The organism is Xanthomonas sp. 3058, from assembly GCF_014199765.1.
Classification (GTDB): domain Bacteria; phylum Pseudomonadota; class Gammaproteobacteria; order Xanthomonadales; family Xanthomonadaceae; genus Xanthomonas; species Xanthomonas campestris_B.
The window spans coordinates 30,118-44,244 of sequence record NZ_JACHOF010000025.1; the positions used below are offsets into that span (position 1 = coordinate 30,118).

At 65.6% G+C, this 14,127-nt stretch carries 8 protein-coding genes; 2 read left to right on the plus strand and 6 right to left on the minus strand.

Translation table 11 applies throughout. From position 1 onward, the window contains the following. Positions 1–326: 326 nt before the first annotated feature. The 6 genes from GGR61_RS19230 to GGR61_RS19255 form a co-directional block, all read right to left on the minus strand. On the minus strand, positions 327–2,192 hold the full coding sequence (locus GGR61_RS19230; RefSeq protein WP_184623382.1) for a methyl-accepting chemotaxis protein: 1,866 nt from the start codon (positions 2,190–2,192) through the stop codon (positions 327–329). A 620-nt stretch (positions 2,193–2,812) separates the two neighbouring features. Further along, on the minus strand, positions 2,813–5,251 hold the full coding sequence (locus GGR61_RS19235) for a glucose/quinate/shikimate family membrane-bound PQQ-dependent dehydrogenase (RefSeq protein ID WP_184623419.1): 2,439 nt from the start codon (positions 5,249–5,251) through the stop codon (positions 2,813–2,815). Positions 5,252–5,832: 581 nt separating this feature from the next. Beyond that, complete coding sequence (gene otsA / locus GGR61_RS19240) at positions 5,833–7,200, minus strand: alpha,alpha-trehalose-phosphate synthase (UDP-forming) (RefSeq protein ID WP_184407458.1); 1,368 nt, start codon at positions 7,198–7,200, stop codon at positions 5,833–5,835. Next, on the minus strand, positions 7,197–8,975 hold the full coding sequence (locus GGR61_RS19245; RefSeq protein ID WP_184407457.1) for a glycoside hydrolase family 15 protein: 1,779 nt from the start codon (positions 8,973–8,975) through the stop codon (positions 7,197–7,199). The genes otsA and GGR61_RS19245 overlap by 4 nt, the downstream gene beginning before the upstream one ends. Positions 8,976–9,025: 50 nt before the next feature. Further along, the gene (otsB, locus tag GGR61_RS19250; RefSeq protein WP_184623389.1) at positions 9,026–9,784 is read right to left on the minus strand and encodes a trehalose-phosphatase; all 759 of its coding nucleotides are present in this window, start codon (positions 9,782–9,784) and stop codon (positions 9,026–9,028) included. Between the two features lie 291 nt (positions 9,785–10,075). After that, positions 10,076–12,511 (minus strand): TonB-dependent receptor, encoded by a 2,436-nt coding sequence (locus tag GGR61_RS19255; protein WP_184623391.1) that lies wholly within the window; start codon positions 12,509–12,511, stop codon positions 10,076–10,078. Positions 12,512–12,738: 227 nt separating this feature from the next. Between GGR61_RS19255 and GGR61_RS19260 the strand changes: the two genes are divergently transcribed. Both GGR61_RS19260 and GGR61_RS19265 read left to right on the plus strand, forming a co-directional pair. Next, positions 12,739–13,212: a DUF3574 domain-containing protein gene (locus GGR61_RS19260; protein ID WP_184407454.1), complete on the plus strand. Its 474-nt coding sequence runs from the start codon at positions 12,739–12,741 to the stop codon at positions 13,210–13,212. 11 nt (positions 13,213–13,223) lie between these two features. Then, complete coding sequence (locus GGR61_RS19265) at positions 13,224–14,096, plus strand: hypothetical protein (RefSeq protein ID WP_184623393.1); 873 nt, start codon at positions 13,224–13,226, stop codon at positions 14,094–14,096. The last annotated feature ends 31 nt before the right edge of the window (positions 14,097–14,127 follow it).

The window sequence follows — 14,127 nt, forward strand, 5'->3', positions numbered from 1 at the left end:
GCTGCAGCTGCTGAAGTCGATGCCATAGGTATGAGTGCGCTCCTGGGCGCGACCGGCATCATCGATAACGCGTCGTCGTCCGCGTGCTGAAGCCAGCATGGCCGCGACACAGCGGTCATCACCGCAGCAATCGCCATTGCCGTCGCCTCAGGCGAAGACGCGCGAACCGTCGCCGACAGCGACGGTCCCTGGGGTAGGTTCGAATCGCTCGCTAGTGATTGAAAGGATTCGCTGGCGCGCGCCAGGTGAACCTGATCGCACCCCACTGGATGCTGGGGTGCGATCGATCACGCGTGGTCAGTGCATTGCTTCATGCGCTGCGCGAATCACGCAGCCGCATGCGCAAACCGTGCATGCGCCACCTGGGAGGGGCCGCTCCGGGCAGACTGCAGGCGGAAGATCGCCACGGCATCGGCCAGTTCCATCGCCTGTTCTTCCAGGCTACGCGCCGCTGCAGTGCCTTCTTCCACCAGCGTCGCATTGCGTTGGGTGACTTCATCCAGCTGCGCGACGGTGCGGTTGACCTGTTCGATACCGCTGGATTGCTCGGCGCTGGCCGAGGTGATCTCGCCCATGATGTCGGTGACGTGTTTGACCGAACCGACGATCTCGCGCATGGTCGCGCCAGCGCGGTGCACCAGGCCCGAACCCAGTTCCACCTTGTCGGTGGAATCGGCGATCAGCGTCTTGATCTCCTTGGCCGCGTCGGCCGAGCGCCGCGCCAGCGCCCGCACTTCCGAGGCCACAACCGCAAAGCCACGGCCCTGTTCGCCCGCGCGTGCGGCTTCCACTGCGGCGTTGAGCGCAAGGATATTGGTCTGGAACGCGATGCTGTCGATGACGCCGATGATTTCGCCGATCTTGCGCGATGCGGTGCTGATCTGGCTCATGGTGGCGACCACCTCGTCCATCACCTGGCCGCCGTTGTGGGCGACGTCGCCGGTGCCCGCCACCAGGCGGTTGGCATGCAGCGCGCTTTCTGCGTTCTGTTTCACCGTGGAAGTGAGTTCTTCCATCGCGCTGGCGGCTTCTTTCAGATTGGCCGCCTGTTGCTCGGTACGCCCGGACAGATCGGTATTGCCGGCGGCGATTTCCACCGCCGCGCTGCGGATCGTGTCCGAGGCGGTCTGGATGCCGCCGATGATCTCGGTCAGGCGCGTCACGGTCTGATTGGTGTCGTCGCGCAGACGCGCGAAGATGCCGCGTGCCTCGCCGTCCACGCGTTGGGTGAGGTCGCCCTCGGCCAGCGCGCCGATCACGCGTTCCAACGCGGCCAGATGCGTTTCCACCGAGTCGTAGATGCGGTTGATGCCCTGCGCCAGCGACAGCAGCACTCCGTCCATGCCGTCGATCTGCATGCGGTGGCTGAAATCGCCTGCCGCCGCGTCATCGATGATCTGGATCAATGCCTGCTCGGCCTTGACCTGCGCGGTGACGTCCATCCACTGCGCGATGTTGCCCAGCCGGGTGCCGTCGGCGGCGATGATCGGGCTGTAGACGAAGTCGATCTGGCGGCCGAAGAACGGCGCGCGCACGGCCTTGGAGGCGGTCAACGCGCGCATGCGGTCGATCGCAGCCTGGCTGTCCGGATAGATGTCGCCGATGCTGCCGCCGACAAAGCCTTCGGCCCGGAAGCCGGGGCGGAAACTCTGCACATCCGGCTCGATCAGCTTGAGCATCTTGAGCAGTTTGCGATTGGCGAACAGCACCTGGCCATCGTCATCGGCGATGCGGATCATGGTGTCCAGATCGTCGAGTGCCTTGATCACGAATTGACCATGGCGCAGGCCCTGTTCCATCACGTCGATGCGGATGGCCAGCTTGTCCTGGGTGTTCTGCAAGGCGTGCAGCAATGGTGCGAACTCGCCGGAGGCGCTGCGCAGATCCACACGCTGGAAGCGTTCGTCACCCATCGCCACGACCGTGCTGAGCGCCGTCTGCAATTGCGCGGCGTTGCTGCGGCGCGACCACCACCACAGTCCGGCGCTCGCCAGGCCCAGTACCAGCACAGCCGGCAGCAAACGTCCCAGCCCGCTCCAGAAGCCACCGGGCATCAGCGTGGCGGCGTAGAGCGTCAGCACGGTCAGCAGCCCGATCTGTGCGGCGGCAGGCAGCCATGCAGTCGTGCTGGTGCGCGGAGCGTTCCGACCGGCGGGCCGGCGGGAAGCAGGGGCATCGTGTAAAGGCGACATAGGCTGAGTCCGACGAGGTGATCTGGAGTGGGGCGGTTCCGGCAGTTGTGGCTGCATTGGGGATATCGGCGGCTGAGTCCGAATCATGACGGCGTGAAATCACCGTTCGTCGGAATCTGAGCGATGAGTAAGAAAAATGCCGATGTAATTGATTTGGAAGCGTTTTCAGTCTGGTTGGTGGGAGGCGTTAGGGGCATCGCGAGGACGGAACTTGGCCATCGATTGTAAGTTTTACGTGAAGATTGGACGGCAATCGTCCGCGCCGATCCATCGAACGGCAGCCTGGGATCGAACCAGCCACGGGGTGCGTGGCGTGCGTCCGTGTCTGGGTCTGTTTTTTTCGCAAACAGGTTGGCCAGACGCGCGGAGGCGGTCGCGCAGCGTTCGCCGGCCGGTGGCCCCGCAATGCGTTCAATCGTCGGTGTTGGTCGGCGACCCACGCACAAAAAAACCGGCCGTCTTGCGACGGCCGGTATGGTCTTGCATCCCTGACGCAGGGCTGGTCGAGCGTGGCCGACGGTGTCCGGCGAGCGGCCGTCCGATCGACGTGAGCGGCAGCACGCAAGCACACCGTGCATGCGTGCATGGGTGCTTGCCGCTGCCGGCCGCGTTCGTCCGGCTTACTTGGCCGGCGTGGCTTGCGCGTCGTCGGGCAGCGCCCAGGCGATCACGCTGTCGCCCGACTTGGTTTCCATACGGTCGTGTCCACCCACTGCGGCGACGATGTACTGCTTGCCGTTGATGGTGTAGCTCATCGGAGCAGCCTGCGGGCCGGCCGGGACGCGGGTCTCCCAGACCTGCTTGCCGGTGCGGGTGTCGAAGCCGCGCATGAAGTCGTCCAGCGATGCGCCGATGAAGGTCACGCCGCCAGCGGTGGCCAACGAGCCGCTGTTGTTGGGCGTGCCGATCTCGAACTTGGTCTTGGACGGAACGCCCATCGGGCCCTGGTCGTAACCGGTGCCCAGCGGACGGCGCCACAGCACCTGCTGCGTGCGCAGATCCACGCCGGAGATGTAGCCCCACGGCGGGGCGACGCACGGGGTGTTGAGCGGCGACATCCACGGCTCCTTGCGCGCGCCATAGGCCAGGCCCTTCTGCGCCATGTAGCCGGGCGTCTTGCTCTTGCCGTCGAACACCGACACCACGCCCAGCGCGTTCATCTTTTCGCGGGTATAGACCTGCAAGGTGTACGGCAGGCGATTGCTGTTCATCACCATGATGCCGCGTTGCAGATCGACCGACACGCCGCCCCAGTTGATGCCGCCGTGGTTGCCGGTGAACGCCAGCGAGCCTTGCAGCGTCGGCGGGGTGAACATGCCTTCGTAGCGCAGCTGCTTGAACTGGATGCGGCAGGCCAGCTGGTCGAATGGGGTCATGCCCCAGGCATCGGATTCGACGATGGTTTCGAACTCACGGCTCGGCGCGCCCACGGTATTGGGCATGCCCGGCGAGATCGGCTGGGTGGCAGCGGTCCAGTCGCCATGATCGGTGCCCTGCGGCACGGCGATCTGCTTGACCGGCATCAGCGGCGCGCCGGTGGCACGGTCCAGTACGAACACCTGGCCGGACTTGGTGGCCTGGATTACCGCAGGACGGGTACCGCCGCCGGCGACCGGCCAATCGACCAGGTTCGGCTGCGGGCCGATGTCGTAGTCCCACAGGTCGTGGTTGACGGTACGGAAGTGCCAACGCTCCTTGCCGGTGGCCGCATCCACGGCAACCAGCGAGGCGGTGTATTCCTCATCCTGCGAGGTACGACCCTTGCCGAAGAAATCGCCGGACGCATTGCCGGTGGGCAGATAGACCAGGCCCAGCTCGTCGTCGGCGGCCATCAGCGACCACACGTTCGGGGTGGAGCGGGTATAGGTCTGCCCGGCCGGCGGCTCGGCGGTGATCGCCGGGTTGCCCAGATCCCACGCCCAGCGCAGCTGGCCGGTGAGGGCATCGAAGCCGCGCACTACGCCCGAGGGCGCATCGCCTTCCTGGCCGTCGCGGACCTGGCCGGTGGGCTGGATCACCACGCCGCGCATCACTACCGGCGGCGAGGTCGGGCCGACGAAGCCCGGCTTGGTGTTGCCGGTGCCGGCATTCAGATCGACAAAGCCGTTGTTACCGAAGCTGGTGCACGGCTTGCCGGTCTGCGCATCCAGCGCGCCCAGGCGGCCATCGACCATCGGCCAGAAGATCCGCGTCGGGCACTCGGCAGTGCCTTCCGGCGCCTGGTAGTACGACACGCCGCGGCATGTGGTGGCGGCAACGCCGGCCATCGCCTTCGGATTGGTCTGCGGATCGAAGCGCCAGCGCTCCTTGCCGTTGGCCGCTTCCACCGCGATCACCTTCTGGGTCGGGGTGCAGATGTAGAGCAGGTCGCCGACCTTGAGCGGGGTGTTCTGGAAGGCATAGCCCAGCTTGGAACCGGCCGGCTTGAGGTCGCCGGTGTGGAATTCCCAGGCCACCTTGAGTTGCTTGGCGTTGTCCGGTGTGATTTGCGCACCGGGGGTGTAGTGGTTGGACAGGTTGGAACCGGCGTAGGACGTCCAGTTGCTGGCGTCGTGGTTGGCCGCGACATTGCCGTCCGGGCTCGGCACGATGGCGCGGCTGAACGGGCTGGCGTTATCGGCCGGCAGTTTGGATGCGTCGGCCAGTTCCACATTGCGCGGGACCAGCAACGGCCACAGGATCAGGGCGGCGCCCAGGATCGGCAGCACGCCGGTCACCACCGCATACCCAAGCCCCGACAGCGGCTGCATGCGCCGACGTGCCACGCCCCAGAACGGCAGCAGCAGCAGACCCAGCACCGATATCCAGGCCAGACGCGGCACCAGGGCCCAGCCATCCAGGCCCACTTCCCACAGCGCCCACGCAATGGTGGCCGCCAGCGTTGCGCCAAACAGCCACAGGCCGGCGCGTTTGCCCAGCGTCAGCAACACGCCGGCCAGGAACATGCCGATGCCGGCCAGCACGTAGTACCAGGAACCGCCGACGGCGACCAGGCGGCCGCCTTCGTAGGCGAGCACCGCACCGAGCACGGCGATCACCACCGCATAGGCCACCAGCAACCAGGTGCCTAGCCCACGTTTTGAGGATTGATCAGTCATTTTGAGATGTCAGGAAGGACCCAGGCACCAGCAAGCGGTGGCGAGTCGTGGAGGGAGCAAGATCACGGGCTGGCAAGGAGCGGCCCCGATCTAATCAAGAACGTCTGGATATGAACGCGCAGCCCCTCCCAGGGTCCCTCTGCGCTAATCATGTGCACATTTTAGACCGCAACCACGCGCGTGTCCGTGACGGAATGAGAACCAGCGTTCCAGGCTGTGCATCTGCAGCGTTGGAATTGCCCGAATCCGCAATGCGAGCTGCGATCCGGCTGGGCTTGCGCGGGCACTGACAGCGCGTCCCGGCGGCACGCGCGTCGCAGTCGCTGTCGTCACCCGCGCCTGAAGGCGTCGAGGCTCTTGGGGTGGCAGTGGGGATTCGGGATTTTGGAATTCGCAAGAGCAGCATCGTTGCAGTGCCACCTACAAAGGTATCCTCATCCGCTCGTCGGGCCCCTTCTCCCGATGGGAGAAGGGAGGCGCTGCCAGTGTGCGGCGCATCTGTGCGCTAGTCGCGTGGTGCTAGCAGCTCGGGGAAAACAGGTTCAGATATCCGCCAGCGCCTGCAGATAGCGCTGACGCCAGTGATTGATGTTGTTCTTGCGCAGATGATCCATCATCGCCCGCCAGCGCTCGATGCGCGTAGCCAGCGGCATGCTTGCCGCGGTGGCGATCGCGTCGGCCACGCCATCCAGATCGTGCGGATTGACCAGCAGCGCCTCTTTCATTTCGTCGGCGGCACCGGCCAGCAACGACAGCACCAGGACGCCCGGATTTTCCGGATCCTGCGCCGCCACGAATTCCTTGGCGACCAGGTTCATGCCATCGCGCAACGGCGTGACCAAGCCCACCGAGGCGGCGCGATAAAAGCCGGTCAGCGTCGCATGGCTGAAGTTCTGATTGACGTAGCGCAGCGGGGTCCAGTCGGGCTCTGCATGGCCGCCATTGATGTGGCCGGCGATCTGCTCCAGCTGCCCGCGCAACTGGCGATACTCGTTGACGTCGCCGCGCGACACCGGCGCGATCTGCAGGTAGGTCAGGCTGCCGGATTGATCGGGGTAGCGTTCCAGATAGCGCTCGAATCCCTGAAACCGCTCTGGCAGCCCCTTGGAATAATCCAGCCGGTCCACGCCGATCGCCAATTGGCGGCCGCGCAGGCTTTCGCGCAGGTCGCGTACTGCCTGCTTGCCGACCGAGGCTTTCGCCTGGTTGGCGATCAACTCGGTATCGATGCCGATCGGGAAGGCGGCCGCACTGAAGCGACGCCCGCCGGGGCCTTCGACGATGTCGCCTTCCAGAACCCGCCCGCCACCGAACAGGCGTACATAGGCCTTGAAACGTTCGGCGTCGCGTTGGGTCTGGAAGCCGACCAGGTCGTAGGCATAGAAGGTGCTGAACAGGCGCGCGTGGTCGGGCATGGCCTGCATCAGGTCGGCCGAGGGCATCGGCACGTGCAGGAAGAAACCCATCTTGCAGCCCACGCCCATCTCGCGCAGCATCGCGCCCAGCGGGATCATGTGGTAATCGTGGATCCACAGCGTGTCGCTGTCCTTCAACAGCGGCGCCAGCTTTTCGGCGAACAGCCGATTGACGCGCATATAGCCTTCGCGGGTGGCGCGGTCGTAATCGACCAGGTCCAGGCGGAAGTGCAGCAGCGGCCATAGCGTGCGGTTGGCGAAGCCGTTGTAGTACGAATCGATGTCGCGCTTGTTGAGGTCCATGGTGACGAACTTGATGTCGCCCTCGGTCTGCTCGTGCATGCCGCCGCTGTCGCCGCGCACGGTCTTGCCGCTCCAGCCGAACCACACACCGCCGCGCTCCTTGAGCGCAGCCAACAAGCCAACCGCCAGGCCGCCGGCACGGTTTTCACCGGGCACTGCAACGCGGTTGGATACCACCACCAAACGACTCATGACGCCTCCTGCCAGCTCCGCGACAAGCGCATTGCCGCAATGATCAGCCCAACGTGCGAATAGGTCTGGGGGAAATTCCCCCAGGCTTCGCCGTCTTCGAACGATAGGTCTTCCGACAGCAAGCCGAGGTGATTACGGCGCGAGAGGATACGCTCGAACATCTCACGCGCTTCCTCCTTGCGGCCGATCGCGGCCAGTGCATCGATGTACCAGAACGTGCAGATGGTGAAGCTGGTTTCCGGCTCGCCGAAGTCATCCGGTGCGATGTAGCGGTACAGCGCATCGCCGTGTTTGAGCACGCGGCCGACCGCTTCGACGGTGCGCACGAAGCGACTGTCGTCGTTGGCGACGATGCCGATGTCGGCCAGCAACAGCAGCGAGGCGTCCAGGCGATGTCCACCGAGCGTATCGGTGAAATGGCCGTGTTCGTCGCTCCAGGCGTCGTTCAACACGCGCTCGCGGATGGTGTCGGCGCGTTCGAGCCAGTAGGCCCTGCGATCGTCCAGCGCGAGCCGTTCGGCGATCTTGGACAGGCGATCGCAGGCGGCCCAGCACATCGCGGCGGTATAGGTATGCACTTCGGCGCGACCGCGGAATTCCCACAGGCCGGCATCGGGCACGTTGTGCAGCGCGAAGGCGCGCTCGCCCAACGGTTCCAGGCGACGGAAGGTGTCGGCGTCGCCCTGATCCTTCAGGCGCAGGTCGAAGAACAACTGCGTGGAGGCCAGCACCACGCTGCCGTAGACATCGTGCTGCTGCTGGATCCAGGCCAGATTGCCGCGCCGCACCGGGCCCATCCCGCGATAGCCGTCCATGGTGTCGACTTCGTGCTCTTCCAGCTGCGACTCGAAGCCGATGCCGTACAGCGGCTGCATGGTGCCGTCGGTGGTGGCGATATTGAAGATATAGCCGATGAATTGCTCCATCGTGCGCGTTGCGCCCAACCGATTGAGCGCACGCACCACGAACGCGGCATCGCGTAGCCAGCAATAGCGGTAATCCCAGTTGCGCGGGGTGTTGGGCGCTTCCGGGATCGAGGTGGTCATCGCCGCGATGATCGCGCCGCTGTCTTCGTACTGGCACAGTTTGAGCGTGATCGCGCTGCGGATCACCGCTTCCTGCCAGTCGAGTGGAATCGACAGATAGCGCACCCATTCGCGCCAGTATTCCTCGGTGCGTTCCTGCGCTTCCTGCACGTAACCGGTGAGCGAGCGGGTCAGCGATTCGTCCACGCCCAGCACCAGGCTCACCGGGTGGCTGAGTACGAACGGCAGGCCATCGCGCACGAAGCGTACCGGCACGTCGGTGGTCAGGCGCAGCGTGAACTCGGGCAGCACCCAGCGGATGTGATTGCTGCCCCAGGTGGTTTCCGGCGTGCGGCCACCCCAGTCGGCCAGCGGGCGCGCGCGCACGATGATGCGCGGGTTGCCGGCCAGCGGACGGATCTGGCGGATGATGCTCACCGGCCGATAGAAACGCGCGTTATTGCGCCAGCGCGGTGCGAAGTCGATGACTTCCACTTCACCGCCGTGGCTGTCGCGCAACACCGTGCGCAACACGGCGGTATTGGGCAGGTAGTGTTGCTCGCTGCTGGCGAAGTCTTCCAGCTCCACGGCGAAGTCGCCGCCTTCGCCCTTGGGCGAGAGCAGCGAACAGAACGCCGGGTCGCCGTCGAAGGCCGGCAGGCAACTCCACACCACACGTGCCTGTCGATCGACCAATGCCCCAAAACTGCAGTTGCCGATGACGCCCAGATCCAGGTTTGGCTCGGTCATGGAGTGCGAACGATCCTATTGATAGAGAAAAGAAGTCAGCCGCGCGACGATCACACGTTGCGCGCGTTGTGTTGCAACCAGGCATGCACGTGTGCAGTGCCATCGACGCGGAAGCGCGCGCTGGTCTGGGCGCGATCGCCGACCAGCACGCTCCAGCCGCCGAGGCGATTGGCCGCTTCGAAGCCGAATTCGTCGGTGAGGTCGTCGCCGACGAATACCGGCGTGCGGCCGGCGAATGCGCCGTGCTGCATCAGCTGTTCGACCGCCAGGCCCTTGTTGCTGCCTTCGGGCACGAATTCGACCACGTGATCGCCCGGTTGCAGGCGATACCCGGAAAGCTGGGCGATTTCCTGCTGCGCGAAGGCGAGAACATCCGGTCCGGCGTGTGGCTGCGCGCGCCAATGCAACGCGACGCTGACGCCCTTGTCTTCGACCAGCACACCGGGATGTTGGCGGGTCAGTGCGGCAGCGCGTTGATGCAGGCCGTGCAGCCATTCGGAGGTGTCTTGCGGCATCGCGGCGCGTGCGGCGATGTCGCTACGCAGCTCGTGCCCGTGCAGGCCGGCGGCCGGCAGCAGCAACGGCGCGAACAAGGCATCCAGCTGCGAGAGCGGTCGTCCGCTGACCAGTGCAACTGCGCCGCCAAGGCGGTCGCTCAGGCGGCCGATGGCCGCGCGGACCTCGGGCAGCAGCCGCACAGCCTCGGGGCTGTCGGCGAAGTCGATGAGAGTGCCGTCCACGTCCAGAAACAATGCGCAGGCATCGTCCAGCAATGGCGGCGACGGAAGGGGGGAGTGCGCGTCTGCCATCACGGCAGTGTGCGCAAACCGGTGTGAGATTCAGGTTATGGAATGGCGGGGATTGGGGATTGGGGAGTCGGGATTCGTAACAAAGCCGCACTTCTCACTCCCCAATCCGGAGTCGCCATCTCGGCCTAAAGCGCAGGCTGCCGAAATAGGCGATGTCGTCGATGGAGCGATCCGACCGGGGTGAGCTTCAGGTTCTGGAACTGCGGGGGATGGGTGATCGGGGAGTCGGGATTCGCAGCAAAGCCGCACTTGCCAATCCCGAATCCCCAATCTCCAATCTCCAATCCCGGCCTAGAACGAATACCGCACCCGCCCATACCAATACGCGCCGTTGCTGCCGATCGGCGAGAGCACGTCGTAGGGCAGGTTGCCGAAGTAGGCGATGTCGTCGATGGAGCGGTCCGAGTAGTTGTCGAGGATGTTCTGGCCACCGATCGCCAGCGTCCACTGCGTGCCCAGGTGGTACTCCGCTTCCAGGTCCAGCTGCCATTCCGCGCCGTAGGTCTGGCGTGGCACGAAGCCGCCGCCGAAGTCGAACACGCGCCTGGCGCTGCCGTAGCGATTGACGCGGGTCTGCAGGTTCCAGTGCTCGTTGGTCCAGTTGGCGGCCAGGGCGGCGCGTGTGCGCGGCGCCGCATCGGTGAGCGTGTTGCTCTCTTCGACACCGAACAGCACGTACTCCGGGTCCAGGGCGAGCAACTGCGCCGGTGTGGCGATGACGTTCTTCAACTCGGTCTTGGCGTAGCTGTAGGTACCGGTCAGCAGCAGATCGCCGCCGAAGGCGTACTGGCGCCAGTTGCCGACCAGCTCGGCGCCGCGGGTGCGGGTGTCGGCGGCATTGAGGAAGTAGCTGGCGCTCTGTACGCCGGTGACGCCGAAGTTCTGTTGCACGAAGTCGGTCAGCGTGCCGCCGGTGATGTCTTCGGACAGTGCGATGCGGTCGTCGATATCGATCTGGAAAAAGTCCAGCGACAGGTCGAAGTGATCGCCCAGCTGGCTGGTGAAGCCCAGGCTGTAGTTGAGCGATTTTTCCGGCTTCAGGTCGGTGGCGCCGAGCGCGCGTGCGATCGGGTTGTTGACCGACAGCAGCCGGCCCTGGGTCAGGCGACCGGCGGCGTCATAACCGGTGGAGGTGGCTTCGTAGCCGATCTGGCTGAGCGAGGGCGCGCGCACGTTGTTGGAGACCGCGCCGCGCAGCGCGAATGCCGGCGCGAATGCATAGCGCGCAGCCAGCTTGCCGGTCCATTGGCTGCCGAAATCCTGGTAATGCTCGTAGCGGCCGGCCAGGTCGGTGGAGAACTTGTCGCCGAACTGGCTGGACACGTTGGCGTAGGCGCTGGCCACATTGCGCGACAGATCGGCTTCGTCCTGCGGGGTCAGCCCGCCGCCGGCCTGCGAGCCGGTGGGACGATCGGTGAACGGGCCGGCCGCATAGCTGGCCGGATCGCCCGCGTGGGTGCGGTATTGCTCGCGGCGGAATTCGGCGCCGGTGCCGAAGGTGTGGGTGGCACCGGCCGCATCGAACACGCGGGTCAGATCCAGATTGCCCACGGTCTGCGCAAAGGCGAAATCGCCGGTCTTGAAACGCGTGGTGCTGTTGGGGCCGAGCGAGGCGTTGAGCGAATTGCGCAGCCGGTAGGTGAAGTCGTTGCGGCCGTAGTTGACGCTGGCGTCGTAGTCCCAGTTGCCCAACTGCCCGCGCGCGCCGGTGACGATCTGCAGATCGCGGTTTTCGCCTTCGGAAATCGGCCGATAGCCGTTGGGATAGAGCGCGCGCCAGTTGGCGCTGCTGTCCGGGTAACGGAAGTAATTGGCGCCTTCGGTATCGCGCTGGTTATACGTGCCGAAGGCGTAGAACTCGCCGCTGGCGCTGAAGGGAACCTTGGTGTTGAGCCAGGCGTTCAGCCCCTTGGTGGCACCATCGCCGAGCACGTAATTGCGCTTGCCGGCCAGCGCCAGATTGGCCGGTGTCTGTTCTTCGAACGGCGGAATCTGATCGAAGCCGGCGCGATTGGTCGCCTCGCGATTCTTCAGCTCCAGGCCGACCTTGAAGAAGCCGCCGTCATCGCCGAGCAGGGTGCCGACCTTGGCGCTGGCGTAGCTGGTCTGGCCGTCGGTGACGCGGCGATTGATCGGCTCCACATCGGTGTTGTAAGCGCCGAAGCTGGCTTCCAGTTCGCCGCGCGAGGGGTTGTCGTCCAGGATCACGTTGATGACGCCGGCGATCGCGTCCGAGCCGTATTGCGCGCCGGCGCCGTCGCGCAGCACTTCGATGCGCTTGATCGCGTTGATCGGAATGGAATTGAAATCCACCGGCGTGGTGCCCTTACCGATCTTGCTGTCGGTGTTGACCAGCGCCGAGGTGTGGCGGCGCTTGCCGTTGACCAGCACCAGCACCTGGTCGGGCGAGAGCCCGCGCAACTGTGCGGCGCGGATATGGTCGGCGCCGCCGGAGTTGGACTGGCGCGGGAAATTGAACGACGGCAGCAGCGCCTGCAACGCGCTGCCAAGCTCGCCATTGACCACGCCGGCCTTGCGGATGTCCTCGGCGGTGAGCACGTCCACCGGCACGGTCGATTCCAGCACGGTGCGGTCGCTGGCACGCGTGCCGGTGACGATCACCGTGTCCATGGTGGTGGCGCCGGAGGCGGCCTGCTGGGCGTGCGCGTTGGCGCTCAACACGGCGGCAATGGCCAGGCCGATAGCCGAAAGGGTAGGGCGGGTCATCTCTCTCTCCTGCGACAACAACTGCGAATGCGCCGTGCGGTCGGCATCCGGCCGGGCGGGGGGCGCAAAGGGGTCGGATCGTCCACATTCATCCGGATGGAGAGATGTTATCGCGTTGTTCAGGCGCGTGCGAGATGGCACAGTGCGCGCACGCCGGCATCCGCTGATGCCCGGCCTGCATGAGCTTGCCTCAAGCCAGCCCGCCCAGACCCGATGTGGAGAAATCGATGAAGTTGCTGCCGTCCTGCCTGCTTGCCGCCCTGTTGGCGCTGTCCGCCTGCGCGACCACTCCCGGCGGTGCGCCGGGCGCGACCACCGCCAGCCTGCAAGGCGATGCGGCGCGGCCGGCGACCGCCCAGGGCTGGGTGCGCAGCGAGCTGTACTTTGGCGTCGGCGAGGAAACCGGCCCGGCCGACCGCCCGCAGACCCGGACGATCGGCGAGGCGCAGTGGCGCGCGTTCCTGGACAAGGAAGTGACGCCGCGCTTTCCAGACGGGCTGACCGTGTTCGACGCCTATGGCCAATGGCTGTTCCGCGGTGCCAAGGAGCCGAACCGGCTAGGCACCAAGGTGCTGGTGATCCTGCACGAAGACACCCCGCAGCGGCGCAACGATATCGAGGCGATCCGCCTGGCCTGGAAGCAGGCCACCGGACACCAGTCGGTGCTGTGGTCGCGGCAGGCGGTTGAGGTGTCGTTCTGAGGCGGGTGACCATGCGCCTTGAACATCTGCACCGAATGCGCGTGAGCGCTGCGCGCGCGCTGCTGTTCGCCGCATTTGGCGGGCTGTCGTTCGCGTCGTTGGCACGCGACACCAGCGTGCAGGTGACGCTCGACGCAAACACGCGTGCGACCGCCACACTGGTCGGCGCACGCCTGCATGTGGTGCTGAACCCGGGCGGCAAGGAGCAATGGTTCGACGCGAACGTGGACGAGGGAGAGGGCGGCACCGGCGTGGACAGCGACGACTACAACTTCGACGGACATCCGGATCTTGCGGTGTCGGCGATGCTCGGCCAGGTCAACGAAGCGGTGCTGGTATTTGTGTTCGATCCGGCGCAACGCCGCTTTCGTGCGCTGACCGCGCCTACCCGCCCGGCGGTGCAGTGCGAAGGCTTCTTCAATCTGACGCCCGACAAGCAGCAGCGCAGCTTGACCAGCTCCTGCCGCAGCGGGCCGATGTGGTACGCCGATGTGTATCGTTATGCGGCCGATGGGCGGTTGTATGTGGCCAGGACGCAGCAGCCGATCGCGTCGCCAGACATCCAGACCTTGCTGGATCCAGGTACCGACGCTGGCATGCCGCTATCGGTGTGGCCGAGTTACGACGCGCGCGGGACGAAGGTTTCAAGCGAGATCGGCACCACGCTGGACGCCCCGATGCCGGTTCAACTGCGCGTGCAGGTGGCGCGTCTGCCGCTGTACGCCACGCCCATGGCCACCAGCACCAAGCGCTATCTGGTGCAGGGCGATCGGGCCGACGCGCTGGATGTCAGCACCGATGCCACACGCGTGCAGGTGCGCTATCGCGATGCCGGCCGTGGCGACATCGTTGGCTGGATCGAGGTCGCTGCGGCGACGAAGTAGGGCCGTCGGTGCCACGCAGCCGCCTGCCACG

Excerpts from the sequence above, each read along its gene's own strand:
- GGR61_RS19230 (WP_184623382.1), bottom strand. The coding sequence starts at position 2,192 with ATGTCGCCTTTACACGATGCCCCTGCTTCCCGCCGGCCCGCCGGTCGG.
- GGR61_RS19265 (WP_184623393.1), top strand. The coding sequence starts at position 13,224 with ATGCGCCTTGAACATCTGCACCGAATGCGCGTGAGCGCTGCGCGCGCG.
- GGR61_RS19245 (WP_184407457.1), bottom strand. The coding sequence starts at position 8,975 with ATGACCGAGCCAAACCTGGATCTGGGCGTCATCGGCAACTGCAGTTTT.
- otsB (WP_184623389.1), bottom strand. The coding sequence starts at position 9,784 with ATGGCAGACGCGCACTCCCCCCTTCCGTCGCCGCCATTGCTGGACGAT.
- GGR61_RS19260 (WP_184407454.1), top strand. The coding sequence starts at position 12,739 with ATGAAGTTGCTGCCGTCCTGCCTGCTTGCCGCCCTGTTGGCGCTGTCC.
- otsA (WP_184407458.1), bottom strand. The coding sequence starts at position 7,200 with ATGAGTCGTTTGGTGGTGGTATCCAACCGCGTTGCAGTGCCCGGTGAA.
- GGR61_RS19255 (WP_184623391.1), bottom strand. The coding sequence starts at position 12,511 with ATGACCCGCCCTACCCTTTCGGCTATCGGCCTGGCCATTGCCGCCGTG.